The organism is Caballeronia sp. LZ019 (genome assembly GCF_031450825.1).
In the GTDB taxonomy this organism is placed as follows: Bacteria; Pseudomonadota; Gammaproteobacteria; order Burkholderiales; family Burkholderiaceae; genus Caballeronia.
Genome location: NZ_JARTVZ010000005.1, coordinates 1,081,356 through 1,099,856 on the forward strand (window position 1 = coordinate 1,081,356; position 18,501 = coordinate 1,099,856).

The 18,501-nt window shown below is 61.6% G+C and carries 18 protein-coding genes; 10 read left to right on the top strand and 8 right to left on the bottom strand.

From position 1 onward, the window contains the following. Positions 1-287: 287 nt before the first annotated feature. From fliL to P9255_RS18555, 10 genes are all read left to right on the top strand, one after another. A complete protein-coding gene (gene fliL / locus P9255_RS18510) occupies positions 288-779 on the top strand; it encodes a flagellar basal body-associated protein FliL (RefSeq protein ID WP_309790227.1) in 492 nt (163 codons plus the stop codon). Between the two features lie 34 nt (positions 780-813). Then, positions 814-1,815 (top strand): flagellar motor switch protein FliM, encoded by a 1,002-nt coding sequence (fliM, locus tag P9255_RS18515; protein WP_309763792.1) that lies wholly within the window; start codon positions 814-816, stop codon positions 1,813-1,815. Continuing rightward, entirely contained in the window at positions 1,808-2,242 is a 435-nt protein-coding gene (gene fliN / locus P9255_RS18520; RefSeq protein WP_035962228.1) for a flagellar motor switch protein FliN, read from the top strand. The genes fliM and fliN overlap by 8 nt, the downstream gene beginning before the upstream one ends. Further along, on the top strand, positions 2,239-2,769 hold the full coding sequence (gene fliO / locus P9255_RS18525; protein ID WP_309790228.1) for a flagellar biosynthetic protein FliO: 531 nt from the start codon (positions 2,239-2,241) through the stop codon (positions 2,767-2,769). Before fliN ends, fliO begins: the two co-directional genes overlap by 4 nt. Before the next feature lie 271 nt (positions 2,770-3,040). Beyond that, positions 3,041-3,748 carry a flagellar type III secretion system pore protein FliP gene (gene fliP / locus P9255_RS18530; protein WP_309765385.1) on the top strand — a complete coding sequence of 236 codons (708 nt, stop codon included), beginning with the start codon at positions 3,041-3,043 and terminating at the stop codon, positions 3,746-3,748. Between the two features lie 59 nt (positions 3,749-3,807). Then, entirely contained in the window at positions 3,808-4,077 is a 270-nt protein-coding gene (gene fliQ / locus P9255_RS18535; protein ID WP_035962223.1) for a flagellar biosynthesis protein FliQ, read from the top strand. Between the two features lie 9 nt (positions 4,078-4,086). Then, positions 4,087-4,881, top strand: a complete 795-nt coding sequence (gene fliR / locus P9255_RS18540; RefSeq protein WP_309763790.1) for a flagellar biosynthetic protein FliR — start codon at positions 4,087-4,089, stop codon at positions 4,879-4,881. A 200-nt stretch (positions 4,882-5,081) separates the two neighbouring features. After that, entirely contained in the window at positions 5,082-6,452 is a 1,371-nt protein-coding gene (locus tag P9255_RS18545) for an IS4 family transposase (RefSeq protein ID WP_309790229.1), read from the top strand. 43 nt (positions 6,453-6,495) lie between these two features. Then, entirely contained in the window at positions 6,496-7,692 is a 1,197-nt protein-coding gene (locus tag P9255_RS18550; RefSeq protein ID WP_309790226.1) for an IS256 family transposase, read from the top strand. Between the two features lie 1,129 nt (positions 7,693-8,821). After that, a complete protein-coding gene (locus P9255_RS18555) occupies positions 8,822-9,025 on the top strand; it encodes a hypothetical protein (protein ID WP_309790230.1) in 204 nt (67 codons plus the stop codon). A gap of 182 nt (positions 9,026-9,207) precedes the next feature. Here P9255_RS18555 and flgL read toward each other — a convergent pair whose 3' ends face one another. The 8 genes from flgL to flgF form a co-directional block, all read right to left on the bottom strand. After that, positions 9,208-10,446, bottom strand: coding sequence for a flagellar hook-associated protein FlgL (gene flgL, locus P9255_RS18560; RefSeq protein WP_309790231.1), 1,239 nt, complete (start codon positions 10,444-10,446; stop codon positions 9,208-9,210). Between the two features lie 11 nt (positions 10,447-10,457). Beyond that, positions 10,458-12,401: a flagellar hook-associated protein FlgK gene (gene flgK / locus P9255_RS18565; RefSeq protein WP_309790232.1), complete on the bottom strand. Its 1,944-nt coding sequence runs from the start codon at positions 12,399-12,401 to the stop codon at positions 10,458-10,460. Positions 12,402-12,996: 595 nt separating this feature from the next. Beyond that, positions 12,997-13,749: a flagellar regulator YcgR PilZN domain-containing protein gene (locus tag P9255_RS18570; RefSeq protein ID WP_309790233.1), complete on the bottom strand. Its 753-nt coding sequence runs from the start codon at positions 13,747-13,749 to the stop codon at positions 12,997-12,999. A 195-nt stretch (positions 13,750-13,944) separates the two neighbouring features. Beyond that, positions 13,945-14,991, bottom strand: coding sequence for a flagellar assembly peptidoglycan hydrolase FlgJ (gene flgJ / locus P9255_RS18575; RefSeq protein ID WP_309790234.1), 1,047 nt, complete (start codon positions 14,989-14,991; stop codon positions 13,945-13,947). A 12-nt stretch (positions 14,992-15,003) separates the two neighbouring features. Next, a complete protein-coding gene (locus P9255_RS18580; protein WP_309763784.1) occupies positions 15,004-16,131 on the bottom strand; it encodes a flagellar basal body P-ring protein FlgI in 1,128 nt (375 codons plus the stop codon). 2 nt (positions 16,132-16,133) lie between these two features. Continuing rightward, on the bottom strand, positions 16,134-16,817 hold the full coding sequence (locus P9255_RS18585) for a flagellar basal body L-ring protein FlgH (protein WP_309763783.1): 684 nt from the start codon (positions 16,815-16,817) through the stop codon (positions 16,134-16,136). 75 nt (positions 16,818-16,892) lie between these two features. Next, the gene (gene flgG, locus P9255_RS18590) at positions 16,893-17,681 is read right to left on the bottom strand and encodes a flagellar basal-body rod protein FlgG (protein WP_309763782.1); all 789 of its coding nucleotides are present in this window, start codon (positions 17,679-17,681) and stop codon (positions 16,893-16,895) included. A 42-nt stretch (positions 17,682-17,723) separates the two neighbouring features. Further along, positions 17,724-18,476, bottom strand: a complete 753-nt coding sequence (gene flgF / locus P9255_RS18595) for a flagellar basal-body rod protein FlgF (RefSeq protein WP_309763781.1) — start codon at positions 18,474-18,476, stop codon at positions 17,724-17,726. Positions 18,477-18,501 lie beyond the last annotated feature (25 nt).

The window sequence follows — 18,501 nt, forward strand, 5'->3', positions numbered from 1 at the left end:
TGACCCCCGCCCCGGGGAGGGGCGTGCTAATAGACCGACACGAATACAAGTTCACCGCAAAGAAAAATTGCCCTGCCGCGAGAAGGCGTGCGAGCCAATAGCCCGACGCGATAACAAGCACAACGCCAGGCAAAGCGCCGAGAACCGAAGACCAAGCGCCAGCGTCCCCCCTCGAGCGCCAATCCCCGTCCAAAACCCAAAGATAACCCCGAAACCCCCCTCTATTCCCCCCATCACAATTCGGTGCGATAGCGAACAATGCATCCTATCGAAAGAGGCACGCATTCATGGCTACCACGACCGCAAACCAGCAACCCATCGTTCCCGCGAAAAGCGGCAAACTCAAGCGCATCCTGATCGTCGCGATCGGCGCAATCGTCCTGCTCGGCGCAGGCGCCGGCGGCGCCTACTTCCTCATCGGCAAGACGAACCACGGCCCCGCGAAACCCGCGCCGCTGCCGCCCCCCGTGTTTTTCCCGCTCGACTCGCTCACCGTCAACCTGCAATCCGACGACGGCATCATGCACTACCTGCGCGTCGGGCTCACGCTCAAGCTCAAGGATCAAAAAGGCCAGGCCGCCCTCACCGAACGCATGCCGGAAATCCGCAGCCGCGTGCTGCTGATCCTCTCCGCCAGACACCCGGAAGAACTCGCGACCATCGACGGCAAACGCAAGCTCGCAGCCGAACTGCGCAGCGCAGTCGAAGCCACCGCCAGCACGCCCGATCAGCCCGCCGGCGTCGATGAAGTGCTCTTCACCGAGTTCGTCGTCCAGTAAGCCCCCGGCACCAAACTAAGGAACGGAAAGAGTCATGGGCCACGAAGAGTTCATGTCGCAAGAGGAGGTCGATGCCCTCCTCAAAGGCGTCACCGGCGAAATAGACCAGGTCTCCGACGAGAACAAACCCGGCGCCGGCGTACGTCCCTACAACATCGCGACGCAGGAACGCATTGTCCGCGGCCGGATGCCCGGCCTCGAAATCATCAACGACCGCTTCGCGCGCCTCATGCGCGTCGGCATCTTCAACTTCATGCGGCGCTCGGCGGAAATCTCCGTCGGTCCCGTGAAGGTGCAGAAGTACAGCGAATTCACGCGCAATCTGCCGATCCCGACGAACCTGAACCTCGTCCACGTGAAGCCCCTGCGCGGCACGTCGCTGTTCGTGTTCGATCCGAATCTCGTGTTCTTCGTCGTCGATAACCTCTTCGGCGGCGACGGGCGCTTCCATACGCGCGTCGAAGGCCGCGAGTTCACGCAGACCGAGCAGCGCATCATCCACAAGCTGCTCAACCTCGTGTTCGAACACTACGCGGCGTCCTGGCGCAGCGTGCGTCCGCTGCAGTTCGAATACATGCGCTCGGAAATGCACACGCAGTTCGCGAACGTCGCGACGCCGAACGAAATCGTCATCGTCACGCAGTTCACGATCGAATTCGGCTCGACGGGCGGCACGCTGCATATCTGCTTCCCGTACTCGATGATCGAACCGATCCGCGACGTGCTCTCATCGCCGATTCAGGGCGAAGCGCTCGAAGTGGACCGCCGCTGGGTGCGTGTGCTGTCGCAACAAGTGCAATCGGCGGAAGTGGAGCTGACGGTCGATCTCGCGGAGATTCGCTCGTCGTTCGAGAAGTTGCTCAACATGCGCGCGGGCGATGTTTTGCCGATCGACATTCCCGAGCACGTCGTCGCGAAAGTGGATGGCGTGCCCGTCATGGAATGCGGCTACGGAATTTTCAATGGTCAATACGCGCTGCGCGTCCAGAACATGATCAGCGCAAGCGATTCCCCGAAGGAAGGTAGTTATGAGTGATTTGATGCAGGAAGACACGCAGCCCGGCGCGACCGTTTCGAACAACGAAGAAATGGCCATGGACGATTGGGCCGCCGCGCTCGCCGAACAGAACGGCAACGATACGCCGGTCGCCTCCGCCGGCGTGTTCCAGCCGCTGTCGAAAGCCGCGACGCCGTCCACGCGCAACGACATCGAGATGATTCTCGACATTCCCGTCCAGATGACGGTGGAACTCGGCCGCACGAAGATCGCCATCCGCAACCTGCTGCAGCTCGCGCAAGGCTCGGTCGTGGAACTCGACGGTCTCGCCGGCGAACCGATGGACGTGCTCGTGAACGGCTGCCTCATCGCGCAAGGCGAAGTGGTCGTCGTCAACGACAAGTTCGGCATCCGCCTGACGGACATCATCACGCCGTCCGAACGTATCCGGAAGCTGAATCGATGAAACGCATCGCCGCTGGCTCGTTGTTCGCCGCACCGCTTCTGGCGGTGTCGTCCTTCGCCCGCGCCGCCGATATGAACGCGGTGAACCACGCGGCGCAGATCGCATCGGGCGTCGGTGCGGGAAGCGCGGTGCCGTCGCTCGGTTTCGGCGCGGTGCTGCAGACGCTGCTCGGTCTCCTCATCGTGATCGGGTTCGTGTTCGGCTGCGCATGGCTCGCCCGCAAGTTCGGCTTTCAGGGCGGCAAGCGAAGCGGCATCGTCAAGGTGGTAGGCGGTGCATCGCTCGGCAACAAGGAACGCGTGGCGGTCGTCGAAGTGGGCGACACGTGGCTCGTGCTCGGCGCGGGGCCCGGCAACGTGCGGCTCCTGCATACGATGCCGGCCGGATCGGCTGAAGTCGATGTTCCCGCCGGTCAAGCGCCCTCGCCCGCGCAAACGTTGCAAGGCTCGTTCGGCCAGCGCTTTTGCGATGCCCTCGCAGGCGAAGCGAGCAAGCGGCTGCAGAAGTTCGCCGGCGGCGGCAAGTAAGCTGTCGCTCTGGCAGTGGTCACTGAGCGCGCGGTCCGCGAGGGCCGCGCGCTTTTGATTTCGGCGCCGGAAAACGGGCCTGAACGTCGTTCGCAATAGGACGAGTTAGCCCCGAATCCCCCCTCTTTTCCCGCCATCGTTTGCGAGCCGCCTGATCGACAATTCAGCCTGTCGAACATGACTACGTTTTCGTAGGCGGGAGCAAGTAATGCAGGTCAGTCGTCACATCGTGCGCGGAATCAAAGTCGCGCTGCCTGTTGTCATCGCGGTGATGCCGTACGCGGCGCTCGCGCAAAGCACGGCGGGTTTGCCCGCGTTCAACACGAGCCCCGGCCCCAACGGCGGCACGACGTATTCGCTCAGTGTGCAGACGATGCTGCTGCTGACGATGCTCTCGTTCCTCCCCGCGATGGTCCTGATGATGACGAGCTTCACGCGCATCATCATCGTGCTGTCGCTGCTGCGCCAGGCGCTCGGCACGTCGAGCACGCCGCCGAATCAGGTGCTCGTCGGACTGGCGCTCTTTCTTTCGTTCTTCGTGATGTCGCCGGTTCTCGACAAGGCGTATAACGACGCGTACAAGCCCTTCTCCGAAGGCACGATCGCGATGGAGCAGGCGATGACGCGCGGCGTCGCGCCCTTCAAGCAGTTCATGCTGAAGCAGACGCGCGAATCGGATCTTGCGCTTTTCGCCCGCATTTCGAAGGCCCCGCCGATGAACGGTCCCGAGGACGTGCCGCTCTCGCTGCTCGTGCCGTCGTTCGTGACGAGCGAGTTGAAGACGGGCTTTCAGATCGGCTTCACGATCTTCATTCCGTTTCTTATCATCGACATGGTGGTGGCGAGCGTACTGATGTCGATGGGCATGATGATGGTTTCGCCTTCCACGATTGCGCTGCCGTTCAAGCTGATGCTTTTCGTGCTCGTCGATGGCTGGCAGTTGCTGATCGGCTCGCTTGCGCAGAGCTTCGTTTCCTGACCTTCGTTGGTCGACCTTCGTTGATCGACCTTCGTTTGTTGACTTGTTGAGACTTTGAGATGACACCCGAATCCGTCATGACGATGGCGCATCAGGCGATGTATGTCGCGCTCTTGCTGGCCGCGCCGCTGCTGCTGGTGGCGCTGGTCGTGGGTCTGGTGGTGAGCCTGTTTCAGGCGGCCACGCAGATTAATGAGTCGACGCTGTCGTTCATTCCCAAGTTGATTGCCGTTGCGGTGACGCTCGTCATCGCCGGGCCGTGGATGCTTTCCACGTTGCTCGACTACATGCGGCATGTGTTCACCATCACGCCCGGCATTACGGGCTGAGCCGCCGCGATGTTTTCCGTCACCTATGCGCAGCTGAATGGCTGGCTGACCGCCTTTCTCTGGCCGTTCGTGCGTATTCTCGCGGTCGTGGCGACGGCGCCGATTCTGAGCCACATGGCCATTCCGATGCGTGTCAAGATCGCGCTTGCGGCGTTCGTTACGCTGATCGTTGCGCCGACGTTGCCGGCCATGCCGCAGGCGACGGTGTTTTCGGCGGCGGGCGTGTGGATCATCGTGAATCAGTTTTTGATCGGCGCGGCCATTGGGATGACGATGCAGATTGCGTTTGCGGCCATCGATGCGGCCGGCGAATTCATCGGACAGCAGATGGGCCTTGGCTTCGCGATGCTTTACGACCCGCGCGCGGGCGGGAATGCGGTCGTGGTGTCGCGATACCTCAATACGCTGGCGATGCTCGCGTTTCTCGTCTTCGATGGGCATCTGCAGTTGATCGGCGCGCTCGTGACCACGTTTCAGAACGTGCCGGTCGGGGCGAATGTCGTTGCTGCGGCTTCACATGCGCAGGGGTGGCGGGTGCTCGTCGGCTACGGCGGCAGTATCTTCGCTACCGGACTTTTGCTGGCGTTGCCGGTTGTGGCTGCTTTGCTTATCGCTAACCTCGCGCTCGGGATTCTTAACCGGGCTGCGCCACAGATTGGCATCTTTCAGGTCGGGTTTCCTGTCACGATGCTCGTGGGGTTGCTCTTGCTGCAGCTCATGGTGCCTAACCTTTTGCCCTTCTTCTTGCGGGTCTTTGATTCTGGAATTGCACAGGTGGGGCGCGTTGCGCAAGGGATGTTCTAGATTTCGCTTTGGCTTTGGCTTTGGCTTTGGCTTTCGCTTCGGGGAACTTGTATTCGTGTCGGTCTATTAGCACGCCCCTCCCCGGGGCTGAGGATTCCCCACAAGTCGGGACGGCAGCAATGTTGCAAGGCCGAACGTGCTTGTAAACGACGGTAGGCGATGTTAACGTCGATGCACTTCGTTGACGGCGATGTACGGCAGTGCCTGACACCGACGAGCTTGACGACTGGGCGAATGAGGAGTTCGGCGCGGCTGAGCTGGGCGACGCACGCCTGACTCAGCGTCTGGTTGCGCTCGCGCGCCGGCTGTCGCTCAGTCCACAGTGCTCGTTTCCGCAGTCGCTTGATGGCCCGCAGCTCAAGGCGGCGTACCGTTTTTTCGACAATCCGCAGGTCAATACCGACGGCGTGCTGGGCTCGCATATTGGCCAGACGCTGAATCGCATGCGGCAGTTGCCAATCGTGCTGGCGGCCCAGGACACGACCGAATTCAATCTCACCCATCTGCCGGCGACACAGGGTCTGGGCTATGGCACGGGCGGTAACGAACGCGGGTTCCTGATGCACAGCCTGCTGGCGGTTACACCCGAGGGCTTGCCACTTGGTGTGCTGGGCATGAAGACCTGGGTGCGCCCGCAGGAAGAATTCGGCAAGAAACACCAACGCAGGCACCGGACTATCCGTGAGAAGGAGAGCGTCAAGTGGCTCGAAGGTAGCGAGCATCTTGCCGCACTCAAGGCGTACTGCCCGAACACGCGCATCGTCGGCGTGAGCGATCGCGAGGGCGACGTCTATGACGTGTTTTTGGCCAACCGGCCTGCTGGCGTCGATTGGCTAGTCCGCGCGTCCTGGAATCGGCGCGTCGCCCACCCCGAAGCGTATCTCTGGCAAACCGTGCTAGCCGCGCCAGTGTTGGGCGAAACCGAACTCCAGGTGCCTGCCACCGCGAAGAGGCTGGCGCGCACCGCACGCCTGACAGTGCGCTGTATCCCAGTGCGGCTTCGCCCACCGCGCGCGCGTCGCAGCGAGAAGTTACCGGAAGTTGAAGTGTTTGCCATCCACGCCCTGGAGACTGACACCAGCGAAGGCATCGAGCCGCTCGAATGGCTGCTGCTAAGTTCGGTGCCCACGCGAACGCACGCCGAAGCCCTTGAACGTCTCGCATGGTACGCCCGCCGGTGGACCATCGAATCATGGCATCGCGTGCTCAAGAGCGGGTGCCGTGTCGAGGCGCGGCAATTCGGCAACCTCGATCGCTTCGTGCGGGCCACTGCGCTATTTGCAGTGATCAGCTGGCGTATTCTGTACGCGACGCTGCTCGCCCGGATGGACGGCGACTTGCCATGCGAGGTGTTGCTACAGCCGGTCGAATGGCGCGCGTTGTACTGCCGCGTACATGGCACGACCAAACTGCCTGACGCCCCCCCAACACTTGCACAAGTCGTGTTGTGGATCGCCAAGCTCGGCGGATATCTGAATCGCAAGCATGACACGCCAGGTAATGTACCGAGAACTGTGCAAAAAGCTGCTGGCGGGAAAGTGCTTAGGAACGGTGGCCGTGGTGTAAGTTGATGAGTGTCGAATTCGTCAACCTGCCTTCGGGAGGGCTTGCACCATGGCCACGACCAAGCGTAGTACGAACCGGCGGCCAGTGGAAGCGCTGGTTGCCGGCGACCGCGACCTGATGAAGGCGCTCATGAAGGATGCGCTTCAGGAAGTGCTCGAAGCGGAGATGACCGAGCTGCTGGGGGCATCGCCTAACGAGCGGACCGAGACACGCAGTGGCTATCGAGCCGGTTACTACAGCCGCGGGCTGGTAACGCGCATCGGCAAACTGGAGCTGCGCGTGCCGCGTGATCGGCATGGTGAATTCTCAACGGCGCTGTTCGAGCGCTATGCGCGCAGCGAGAAAGCATTGGTGGCCGCGCTCGCCGAGATGTACGTACAGGGCGTCTCGACCCGCAAGGTCAAGGCGATTACCGAAGAGCTATGCGGTCACAGCTTCTCGGCCTCAGCGATCTCCGCCATCAATAAAGGGCTGGACGCGACGCTGGCGAAGTTCGCGCATCGGCCGTTAGAGGAAGCGTATCCGTATCTGATTGTCGATGCGCGCTATGAGAAGGTGCGTGATTCAGGCGTGATTCGCTCGCAGGCGGTGCTGATTGCCATCGGCATCAACTGGGAAGGTCACCGGCAAGTGCTGGCCGTGGAGCTGGCGAACCGCGAGAGCCATTCGAGCTGGAAGGAGTTCTTGCTGGGGTTAAAAAAGCGCGGGCTCTCAGGCGTGGAGTTCGTCGCCTCGGACGATCATGCGGGCCTGAAGAAGGCCATCGGCGAGGTGCTTCCTGAGGCCGCCTGGCAGCGCTGCTACGTGCACTTTCTGCGTAATGCGCTGGACTATCTGCCACGCAAGGCCGATGACGACTGCTTGCAGGAGTTGCGCTGGATGTACGACCGACGCGATTTGCAGGAGGCGCAACGAGATCTCGCGGCGTGGATTACCAAGTGGCAAGGAAAATATCCGAAGCTAGTAGATTGGGTTGAAGGCAACATCGCCGAGACGCTGACGTTCTACCGGCTGCCGCGTGCGCATCACAAGCATTTGAAGTCGACCAACATGCTTGAGCGCCTGAACGAAGAGATCAAGCGGCGCACGCGCATCGTGAGGATCTTCCCGAACGAGGCCGCGTGTCTGCGCTTAGTCAGGGCGCTATGCAGTGAAACGCATGAAACGTGGCTGGAGGATAGCCGCTATCTGAACATGGCCCTGCTGGCCGAGCAGAAGAAGGAGTTCTTGCGCGCTGCTGCATAACGGGCGTGCGGCGCTGCGGGCTACGCCCTTCGCACCGCACGCCGCAAAGAAGGATCAACTGAAACCACCGGCATCCGGTTTCTGCACAACTTGACGCACAGAACTACACGCCACCCGGACCGACCGTCATGTGGCGCGGCTTTCTCACCTTGCACGAGATCACCGAGATGTATCGGATCTTCCGGCAAAACGAGTGATTCCACTTTGTGGGTAAAGGTGAGCCCCGGGGCGGGGGTCACTTTCTTTGCCGCTGCAAAGAAAGTAACCAAAGAAAGCAGCTTTTCTGGCCCAAAGCACAGACGCGTAACCACTTCGTAGAACATCGGTGGCACTCAGCTTGACAGAGCCCTGAATCACCTTCCACGCCCACTGACGACTAACGTCCTCCGAGCCCCTTGGCTCGTCAAAACCTACCGTCTGCCAAGCACCACGCAGAAGAACTTAGTCGCCCATCAGGTTAAGTTTCATTACCTCGATCACTCTCCTCAGCCACTAATGACATACGCTTACTGAGCCTCTTGGCTTGTCAAAGTCTGCCGTGTGGGAAGCCCGCGCACGCAAGAAACTAGTCGGTAATGAACCTAAGGTTCTCAGCCTTCAAGCGCGTCGCACGTCAACGTACTTTCAGCTGCTTGGCTCGTCGGACCGTTCTACGTAGGTGCCACGCGGGCAAGAATCTGGTCGTCAACAGCCAGCCGTTGTCGTCCGTAGCGAACGACGTTTTGCATCGGTCGCTGCCATCTAACGTGAGTTGCAACGCGATTCGCGCTGAGCCTGCGTTGCGCATGGTGCCCCACTGGTTTGTCGAGCCAAGGGGCTCGGAGGACGTGAGTCGTCAGTGGGCGTGGAAGGTGATTCAGGGCTCTGTCAAGCTGAGTGCCACCGATGTTCTACGGAGTGGTCACGCGTATTGTGCTTTGGGCCCGAAAAGCTGCTTTCTTTGGTGACTTGTATATTGTTCCCAGCGTCCGGAAACTGATCCCTTCCGGTTCGCCGAAGCGGTAGCCCGTTTGTGTGACAAGGGCTCGCAGCCCGAAAGAAAGCTGGTGGCGCCGCTTCATCTTACTGCTAAGAACCCGGACAGTTGAATGAGCCTCGAGCTCGTATTTTTGCAAGTATGGGTGCTGTGGTGAACCAAATCCAATCCTCTTCCGTTTCTCCCTTGTTCGTCGGTATCGATGTCAGCGGCGCCTTTCTCGACGTCGCCTTTCACGAGTCCAACGAGTACTTCCGTGTCGCCAATTGCGCTGACGGCATCGCCGAACTGGTCGCCCGACTCGTTCCGCTCACGCCCCAGCTCATCGTGCTTTCTTTGCAGCAGCAAAGAAAGTGACCCCCGCCCCGGGGAGGGGCGCACAAATAGACCGACACGAATACAAGTCAACGCAAAGGAAAATTGCCCTTCCCCGGGAAGGGCCGACCTAATAGACCGACACGAATACCAGTTCCCCGCAAGAAGCAGCTTTCTTTGAAGACTTTCACTACAGCGACAAAGAAAGCAGCTCCAAAGAGGCCTCAACTGCCCAAGTAATCAAACAACGACATTTTCTGAATCTGCGTAAAAGCCATCTGCGCAGCCTGCAACGATGTTTGCGTCAACTCATAAGAGCTGATAGCAGAAACAAGATCGATGCTAGTCAGATTGGCAAGATCAGAAGCCGTCTGAGTCTGCGTCGTCTGCATCGCAGTCTGCGTGGACTGCACTTCCTGCTCCCGTCCCCCGACCACCGTCTGCGCCGACAGCACGTTATTGAACGTATTGTCGATCTTGGTCCCAGCCGTAGTCAGCGCATTGACGAGCGCCGCCTGCGCCCCAGGCGTGTCGGTCGGCTGCTTCAGCGCGTTCACCAGATTATCCAGCGTCGCAAAGATGTCATTGTTGTCCGTCGCAGCCGGCTGCACCGTGAACGTATCGTTGTTCGCGGGCGTCCCGTCGATCGTCACCTTCTGGCCGCCAAGCGCAATGTCCGTCTTGCCCGTGTACGCAGTCGGCGTCGTCGGCAACGACGAATCCGGCGGCGTCGCCGTCACCAGATAGCTCGTCGTGCCAGCGGTCGCATCGACAGAAAACGTGATCGTGTACGTGCTCGCGTTGTTCGGGTTGCTCGTGTCCTCCATGCTCACCGAACTGATCGTGCCCGTACCCGTATTGCCCGAAGCCGCACTCGATACCGGATCGCTCTCCGTCGGCGATACGCTGCGGAAAATCGATGCGCCCGTATCGCCCACGGCAATCGAGCGTCCTTCGCTGATCTGCATCGTGCGCTGGCCGTAATCGCCCGAATAGGTCGTGCCGACACCCGACGGATCATCCGAGAACGGCTTCGTGCCGCCCTTCAGGCCCGAGAAGATGTAATTGCCGCTGCCATCGGTCGTGTTGGCGAGGCCCATCAGCTGATCGCGATAGCCCTTGATCGCATCCGCAACCGCCGCACGGTTCGAATCGTTGAGCGATCCGTCGCCCGCCTGCACGAGCTTCGACTGAATGCTCTGCATTACGCTGCTCACGTCGCTCAACGTCGAATCTTCCTGCTGCAACGCGGACAGCGCCGTCGTCTGATTCGTGCTGTATTGCGCAAGCGCGCCGCTGCGCAGCGTGAGTTGCACCGCCTGCGCGGCGCCGAGCGGATCGTCCGATGCCGTGAGAATGCGCTTGCCCGCCGAAATCTGCTGATACATCGACGCAAGCGTGCTCTGCTGGTCGCTCATCGAAGCGACGTTCATGTTGAAGTACTGGGAACTGGAAATACGCATCGCGGTTCGCCTTAATTGAAGATGCCGAGCAGCGTCTGGAACAGGCTCGACGCCGTCTGGATCACCTTGCTGTTCGCCTGATAAAGCTGCTGATACTGAATCAGATTCGCCGCTTCCTCGTTCAGGTTCACGCCCTGCACGGATTGCTGCGCCGTCGTCGCCTGATTGAGCAGCGCGGTCTGCGACGAACTCGTCGCCTTGAGTTGATTCGTCTGGTTGCCGATGGTGTTGACATACGCCGCATACGAACTCGTCAGCGTCTCGCTGCCGCCGTCGAGCGACTTCGCCGACACGAGGTTCGCCATCTTGAGCGCATTGCTGCCGTCGCTCGTGCCGCCCTTGTTCGGCGCGATGCTGAACGTGTCGTTATCGGCGGGCTTGCCGCTGATCGTCGCGCTGACGCCGTTCGACGTGATCGTGAGTCCCTTCGACGAGTCGTACGGAATCGTCGAGTTCGCGGCATACGTGGCGCCGTTCACCGTCACATCGACGTTCGACGTGAAGCCGCTCGCCGCCGTGTCGTAAGTCAGCGTGATGCCCGATCCCGTCGGCATGGTATAGCCCGCCGCGACCGTGGCCGATGTGATCGACGCCGTGCCGGTGTTGCTCGTCGATGCCGACGACACCGCCGGCGATGCCGCCGCGATCGCGCCGGCGCTGGTCGTCGCGAGTGCGAAGTTGTCGAGCGCGGCGCGCGTCGGCTGGATGCTGAAGGAATCGCCCTTCTGCATCGTTCCCGACACGGTGATCTTGAGGCCGGCGACCGTGCCTTCGCCATCCGCCGCCGAGAAGCTGCCGAGCGCCTTGCCCGACGCGCTGTCCGTCACCTGGTAGTCGGTTCCGTCGAACGTGATGTCGTAGTCGCTGGTGGTCGGCTGCGTCGGATCGGCAAACGAGACCGACACGCTGCCGTTGCCCTTGTTGCGCGCGTCGGCGTAGATCACGGGATCGCCGGTCGAGAACAGCGCGCCGCCCGGATTGCCGTTGAGGTCGAGGCCGAGCGCGTTCTGCCCGTTCAATTGCGCGGCGAAGCTGGTCGCGATGGCGCCGAGTTGCGCCTGCGCCGGATCGAGCGTCTCGTTGCGGAAGGCGACGAGGCCGCCGACGACGCCGCCCGTGAGCGCGGAGTCGTCGATGTATTGCGTCTGCGCGGCGGTCGGCGTGGACCCGTCGCGGCTCTTGAAGGCGACGGTGAGCTCGCTCGGATCGGACGGCGATGCGACGGTTTGCAGACCGTATTGCGTGCTGCCGACGACGAGCGGCTGTCCGTTGCCGATGAACACGTTGTAGTTTCCGTCCTGCTGCACGACTTGCACGCCGATCATCGAACTGAGATTGGCGACGGCCTGGTCGCGCTGATCGAGCAATTGATTCGGCTGCTGTCCCGATCCGCTTGCGATGTTGATCTGCTTGTTGAGATCGGCGATTTGCTGCGCGTAGCTGTTGATCGACGATACGGCGCTGGTCAGTTGCGTGTTGACGCTTTGTCGCAGTTGATCGTATTGCTCGCCGGCGGACGTCAGTTGATTGGCGAGCGTCTGCGCGCTGCTGATGAGCGATTGACGCGACGCGGAGCTGCTTGCTGCGTTCGAAACCGACTGGAGGCCGGAGAAGTAGCTGGTGATGCCTGCAGCGATGCCTTCGGTCGGATCGCCGACGAGGTTGTTGAGCTGCGAGATCATCGTGTAGTACGTGTTCGCTGCGCTGCTCGACGATTGCGTGTTGTTGACTTGCGTCGTGAGGTACTGGCTGTATTGGCGCGTGACGGTGGCGGTCTGCACGCCGCTGCCGAGGTAGCCGGAGCCGGTGAATTGCCCGGACGATTCCTGATACGCGACCTTCTCGAGCGTATAGCCCGGTGTGGCCGCATTGCTGATGTTCTGACCAGTCGTCGTCAGGCCCCATTGGGCCGCGTTCAAGCCCGACAGGCCGATGTTGAAGATGTTGTTGGACATTGACGGGGGTTCCTATTTTTCGCTGCCCGCGGGGGTGGTGCCTCGTTCCGCGCTTGCCGTTGCGTTCTATATCGGCGGATCGTTTCGGTTCCTTTAGCTGGAGCCTTGGCTTTTTGATTATCGGTTCTTCTTTTGCGTTTTCATTTGTCGAACTGATGGGGTATTCGGAGCCTTTTCGGTGAGCTTTATGTCGCGTCGGTCTCTATAGGGGTGCGCCGTAAAGAGACTGACTGATTCACCGAGTGAGTTTTTGTGCGCGACGTACTAAACGCACAGTAGGTTTTGACGAGCCGAGGGGCTCGGAGGACGTAAGTAGTCAGTGGGCGCGAAAGGTGATTCGGGGCTCTGTCAAGCTGAGTGCCACCGACGTTCTACGGAGTGACCACACGAATCAGTGCATCGAGCGGTTCGAGCAAAGCTGCTTTCTGTGGTGACTTTCTTTGCATGGGACCAGAGTAAGGCGCTGAAGCGCCAACTCTGGTCGACAGCCAAGAAAGTGACCTCCACCCCGGGGAGGGGCGCACTAATAGACCGACACGAATACAAGTTCAACGCAAAGAAAGCGGTCAACAGGCGGTTCCCAAGAAAACCGCACTCACTTGGCCAAAGCCCGCCGCTTCATCTCAAGCTGAGTAATAAGCCGCTGAAGCGTATTCTCCGCCGACCCCGGCATCGAAACGAACTTGAACCCAAGCGTAAACCGCCGATCGCCCTTAGGTGTAAGCGACTCGCGATGCGAAACCAGCTTGATATCGAGCGTAACCTTCCCGGTTGCAGTGAAGTGCAATTCAGCATCCTGAATCACGACACCCATCTCCATATCCGCAACGCGCTCATCCGACGTGCGCAACGCAACGCCACCCAGCGACAAATCGTGCACTTCAAATCGAAACCGATCCCCGCCCGGCAGCGACCCGCTGCAAATATACGGATCGAGCACCGGCGCTTCGACACGAAAATACTCGCGACGCTGCATGTAATACAGCACAGGCGGAAACTCCGCCTCGAACGCAGGCCGGCCATCGAACGTCGTCTCGCGCGCCGCACCCGTCGTGAATTCCACCCGCACGCCCTCCGGCGCCGCATGGAAAATCAACTTCTGCGCACGCAGTACATCGCGATTCTGCTCCGCCACGCCGCCCCAGTCGAAAGTGAATCGATGCGACGTCACATCGACATCCAGCAAACGCGTGACGATCTGCGCGTCGCCATATTGCGCCGTCAGAAAATCGCCCCGATTCGCGAGATTGCGCAGCGATACGCCGATCTCCAGCGGATTCCGACGCCCGAAATCCACTTCGTGGTCGCAGTCGTCGTCGGCAAAGTCATGCTTGTGATTGGTATTCATGGTGCTGGCCGTGTTCATTTTCCCCCCGCATCGCCCGCCTCTCGACGCCACGCGGCAATCCGCATCGCCTCGATCCGGTACTTGTCGTCCACGAGTTAGCGGCATGCCTCACGAAAAGTTTAGGGGCCGTCGCGTAAAACTTGTGTGGTGCGCCGTGCGTTCACACGTAAAACGTTTGCACCTTCCGGGCCGCCGTCAGACGATCTGCTTCATGATCGAAATCAGCTTTTTCGCGTACTGCGGGTCCGTCGCATAACCGGCCTTCTGCATGCCGTGCGCGAAGCCCGCCACATCGCGCGACGCCTCCACGACCGGCGCATAACGCGGATTGTTCTTGATGAAGCTCGCGTAATCCGTCAGCGCTTCCTCATACGAGTCATAGGCGCGGAAGCGCTCCACCACTTTCTTCGGCTGCCCGTTGACGTACTCCGTCGTCACCGCGTTCACCGTCTTGCCGGTCCAGCTGCTCGTCGCCTTGATGCCGAAAATGTTGTGGCTCGTCGCGCCGTTCGCCTGCCTGATCTCGCGCTTGCCCCAGCCCGACTCCAGCGCCGCCTGGCCGATGATGAACCGCGCCGGAATGCCGGTCGCCGCGCTCGCCGCCTGCGCAGGCGCCGCAAGACGCTCGACGAACGCATTCACCTTGTCCGACCCGTTGCCGCGCGCCGGCGGCTCCAGCGCACTCGCCGCCGTGTAGCCGCGGCCATCGCCGAGCGATGCGCCGTTCCGGTTCGCCTGCGCCGCCGCATACGCCTTCGCCATCGCGTTCATCGCGGCGATGTTGCCCGCGTTCGCTTCGATGTCGCCGCCGCTGCCGCCGCCCGCGAGCGCGCTCATCGCATTCATTGCAGTGTTGCTGCCCATGCCGTGCGCGTCGGTCTTGCCGCCCGCGTTGCGCATGAGCTGCTTGAGCATCATGTCCGCCACGCCAATGCCCTTCGACGACATCTGCTGCGCTAGCTGCTGATCGAGCATCGCCGTGAACGACTTCGTATCGTTCGATTCGAACGGACTGTCCGATGGCGTCGCGTCACGCATGCTCTTCAGCATCATCTGCGTGAAGACGGCGTCGAATTGCTGCGCGGCCGCCTTCAGGCCCTGCTGCGGATTCGCACTCGCCTGCGCGCGCAGCGCATCGAAGCCCTGTGTGTCGAGCGCAAAGCGATTCGACAGGTTCGACAATCCGCTCGTATCGGTCGATGCCAGCGCCGTGCTGGCGATACCGTTCGTATTCGGGTTCATGTGCCGTCCTCCTTAGATGATCTCGAGGTCGGCGCGCAGCGCGCCTGCCGCCTTCATCGACTGAAGGATCGAGATCAGGTCCGCAGGCGTCGCGCCGAGTGCGTTCAGCCCCTTCACGACATCCGCGAGATTCGCGCCCGCCGACAGCATTTTGAGCGCGCCGCTGTCCTGCTTCAGCTGAATCTGCGATTGCTTCGCCGCCACCGTCTGCCCGTTCGACAGCGCGTTGGGCTGACTCACCGCCGTCTGCGTGTTGATGACCACCGACAGGTTGCCGTGCGCGACCGCGCAGTTCTGCAGCGTCACCATCTGATTCATCACGATCGAGCCGGTGCGCGCGTTGAGGATGACCTTGGCGGCGGCCTGCGCCGGACGCACGTCGATGTTCTGCAGTTGCGCCATGAAGGCCACCTGCTCGGCGGCGTCCTGCGGCGCGCGAAGCTGAATGGTGCGGCCATCGAGCGCGAGCGCCGTGCCCATGCCGAACTGGTTGTTCACCGCCGCGACGACGCGCTGCGTCGTGTCGAAGTCCATCTCGCGCATTTCCATCTGCATCACGCCGCCCTGCTGCTGCAACGCCGTCGGCACCGCGCGCTCGACGATCGCGCCGCCCGAAATGCGGCCCACTGCAAGCTGATTGACCTGCACCTTGCTGCCGTTCGCGCTCGCCCCCGCGCCGCCGACCACGAGATTGCCCTGCGCCATCGCATAGACCTGGCCGTCCGCGCCCTTGAGCGGGGACATGAGCAGCGTGCCGCCGCGCAGGCTCTTCGCGTTGCCGAGCGACGACACCGTCACGTCGATCGCTTCGCCGGGACGCGAGAACGGCGGCAGCGTCGCCGTCACCATCACGGCGGCGACGTTCTTCAACTGCATGTTCTGCGTCGTTGCCGAGTTCACGGTGATGCCGAGGTTGCCGAGCATGTTGGTCAGGCTCTGCGTGGTGAACGGCGTCTGCATGGTCTGGTCGCCCGTGCCGTCGAGACCGACGACGAGACCGTAGCCGATGAGCGGGTTGTCGCGCACGCCCTGGAACGAGACGAGATCCTTGAGACGCTCGGCATGCGCGTGCTGCGCGGAGCCAATGGCGACCAGCGCGGCCGCGAGCGAGAACGAAACGAAACGAAGAAGCGGAGTCATGATCAGAACGGCGCGACGTTGAGGAAGAAGCGCTGCAGCCAGCCCATGTTCTGCGCTTCGTCGATATAGCCCTTCGCCGAATACTCGATCTTGGCGTCGGCGATTTGCGTGGAGTACACGGTGTTGCTGCCCGAGATCGTCGTCGGATTGACGACGCCCGAGAAGCGCACGAATTCGTTGCCCTGATTGATGAGCATTTGCTTCTCGCCGCTCACCATCAGGTTTCCGTTCGGCAGCACTTCGGTGACGGTGACGGTCAGCGTGCCGCTGAACGTGTTCGCCGCGCTCGCGCCGCCGGCCGCCGTGAACTTGTTCGCGCCGGTGGCCGACAGGTTCGTGTTGTTGAAGAGACCGCCGAAGATGCCGGGCGTCGTCGGCACCGAGAACGAGCCCGAGCCGCCACGGTTGGTGTTCGCCGCCGACGACTTCGTCGCGTTGACGTTCTCCGAAATGACGATCGTCAGGATGTCGCCGACATTGCGCGGCCGCTGGTCTTCGAAAAGCGGACGGCCCGCATAGCCCGCGTTGTAGATCGCGCCGGGCGAACGCGTGCCGACGGGCGGCTGCGGCGGACGCGCGGTCATCGGCTGCTGGATGATCGGCTCTTTCGGCACGAGGGCGCATGCGGCGAGCGCCGACATGAGCACCGCCATCGAAGCACGCGCGAAGATTGAAGTAGGCGACATCTTGATAACTCGATTGAAGCGAAAGATGCGTCAGTGTGACGCCATCTTCGGCAATCCCATCCGTCGAATAGAGGGTTAAACCTGCATTTGCGAGAGCGTCTGCAGCATCTGGTCGGACGTCGTCACGGCCTTGCTGTTGATTTCGTACGCACGCTGCGTCTGGATCATGTTGACCAGTTCCTGCACCACGTTCACGTTCGACGCTTCCACATAGCCCTGCTGCAGCGAGCCGGCGCCGTTCAGGCCCGGCTGCGAGACGTTCGGCGCGCCCGAGCTGCCCGTTTCGGAGAACAGGTTTTCGCCGCGCGCTTCGAGACCGGCCGGATTGATGAAGGTCGCAAGCTGAATCGCGCCGACGTTCGTCGCGGCGGTCGAGCCCGGCTGCGTGATCGACACCGTGCCGTCCGAGCCGATGGTGATCGACGTCGCGTTCTGCGGAATCGTGATGGCCGGGTTGAGCTGATAGCCGCTCGACGTGACGAGCTGGCCCTGCGCGTTGGTCTGGAACGAGCCGTCGCGCGTGTACGAGGTCGTGCCGTCCGGCATCGTCACCTGAAAGAAGCCCTGGCCGTTGATGGCGACGTCCTTCGAGTTGCCCGTCTGCTGCAGATTGCCTTGCGTGTAGAGACGTTCGGTCGCGACCTGCTGCACGCCGGTGCCGAGCTGTATGCCGGATGCGAGCTCGGTTTGCTGCGTGGAATTCGCGCCCGGCTGGCGGGTCGTCTGATACAGCAGATCCTCGAACACGGCGCGCGAGCCCTTGAAGCCGTTGGTGGCCACGTTCGCGAGGTTGTTCGAGATCACATCCATTTGCGCTTGCTGCGCATTCATGCCGGTCGCGGCGATGTAGAGAGAGCGATTCATGTTCGTTTCCTGACTTTTCGTTTCCTGACTTTGCGTTTTCGCTTAGGAGAAGTTGAGCAGCTTGTTGGCCGACTGTTCGTTCTGGTCCGCCGATTCCATCAGCTTGGTCTGCATCTGGAACTGGCGCGCGTTGGTGATCATCGAGACCATCGCGGAGACCGGATTCACGTTGCTGCCCTCCAGCGCGCCGCCGACCACGACGACGTTCGGGTCCGCATCGGCGGGGTCGCCGCTTGCCGTGCGATAGAGGCCGTCGTCGCCGCGCGAGAGCGTCGCCGGATCGGGATTGACGAGCTTCAGTTGATCGACGGTCGCGATGGCGGTCGGCGGATCGCCGGGAATCAGCGCGGAAATCGTGCCGTCCTTGCCGATGGTGATTTCAGCGCCCGGCGGCACCGACAGCGGACCGCCGTTGCCGAGCACCGGCAAGTTGTTCGCCGTCACCAGCTGCCCGTTCTGATCCACATGCAGATTGCCGGCGCGCGTGTACGCCTCGCCGCCGTCCGCCGTTTGCACGGACAGCCAGCCCGGTCCCTGCACCGCCACGTCGAGCGGATTGCCGGTCTGCTGGATCGGGCCGGCGGAATAATCGGCGGTCGGCGTCGACGACAGCACGAAGGTGCGCGTCGTGCCGTCGGCGGACTGGTTCTCGAACGACATCGGCACCTGACGGAACGCCGCGAGCTGCGCCTTGAAACCCGTGGTCGATGCGTTCGCGAGGTTGTTCGCCACGACGGCTTGCTGCTCGAGCGACTGGCTTGCGCCGGTCATCGCGGTGTAGATCAGACGGTCCATGAATCGCTTCCTTCTTTCCTATGCG

What these genes read in the sequence shown, in the direction of transcription:
- fliL (WP_309790227.1), top strand. Translation starts at nt 288, where the DNA reads ATGGCTACCACGACCGCAAACCAGCAACCCATCGTTCCCGCGAAAAGC.
- fliM (WP_309763792.1), top strand. Translation starts at nt 814, where the DNA reads ATGGGCCACGAAGAGTTCATGTCGCAAGAGGAGGTCGATGCCCTCCTC.
- fliN (WP_035962228.1), top strand. Translation starts at nt 1,808, where the DNA reads ATGAGTGATTTGATGCAGGAAGACACGCAGCCCGGCGCGACCGTTTCG.
- fliO (WP_309790228.1), top strand. Translation starts at nt 2,239, where the DNA reads ATGAAACGCATCGCCGCTGGCTCGTTGTTCGCCGCACCGCTTCTGGCG.
- fliP (WP_309765385.1), top strand. Translation starts at nt 3,041, where the DNA reads ATGCCGTACGCGGCGCTCGCGCAAAGCACGGCGGGTTTGCCCGCGTTC.
- fliQ (WP_035962223.1), top strand. Translation starts at nt 3,808, where the DNA reads ATGACACCCGAATCCGTCATGACGATGGCGCATCAGGCGATGTATGTC.
- fliR (WP_309763790.1), top strand. Translation starts at nt 4,087, where the DNA reads ATGTTTTCCGTCACCTATGCGCAGCTGAATGGCTGGCTGACCGCCTTT.
- P9255_RS18550 (WP_309790226.1), top strand. Translation starts at nt 6,496, where the DNA reads ATGGCCACGACCAAGCGTAGTACGAACCGGCGGCCAGTGGAAGCGCTG.
- flgL (WP_309790231.1), bottom strand. Translation starts at nt 10,446, where the DNA reads ATGCGTATTTCCAGTTCCCAGTACTTCAACATGAACGTCGCTTCGATG.
- flgK (WP_309790232.1), bottom strand. Translation starts at nt 12,401, where the DNA reads ATGTCCAACAACATCTTCAACATCGGCCTGTCGGGCTTGAACGCGGCC.
- P9255_RS18570 (WP_309790233.1), bottom strand. Translation starts at nt 13,749, where the DNA reads ATGAATACCAATCACAAGCATGACTTTGCCGACGACGACTGCGACCAC.
- flgJ (WP_309790234.1), bottom strand. Translation starts at nt 14,991, where the DNA reads ATGAACCCGAATACGAACGGTATCGCCAGCACGGCGCTGGCATCGACC.
- P9255_RS18580 (WP_309763784.1), bottom strand. Translation starts at nt 16,131, where the DNA reads ATGACTCCGCTTCTTCGTTTCGTTTCGTTCTCGCTCGCGGCCGCGCTG.
- P9255_RS18585 (WP_309763783.1), bottom strand. Translation starts at nt 16,817, where the DNA reads ATGTCGCCTACTTCAATCTTCGCGCGTGCTTCGATGGCGGTGCTCATG.
- flgG (WP_309763782.1), bottom strand. Translation starts at nt 17,681, where the DNA reads ATGAATCGCTCTCTCTACATCGCCGCGACCGGCATGAATGCGCAGCAA.
- flgF (WP_309763781.1), bottom strand. Translation starts at nt 18,476, where the DNA reads ATGGACCGTCTGATCTACACCGCGATGACCGGCGCAAGCCAGTCGCTC.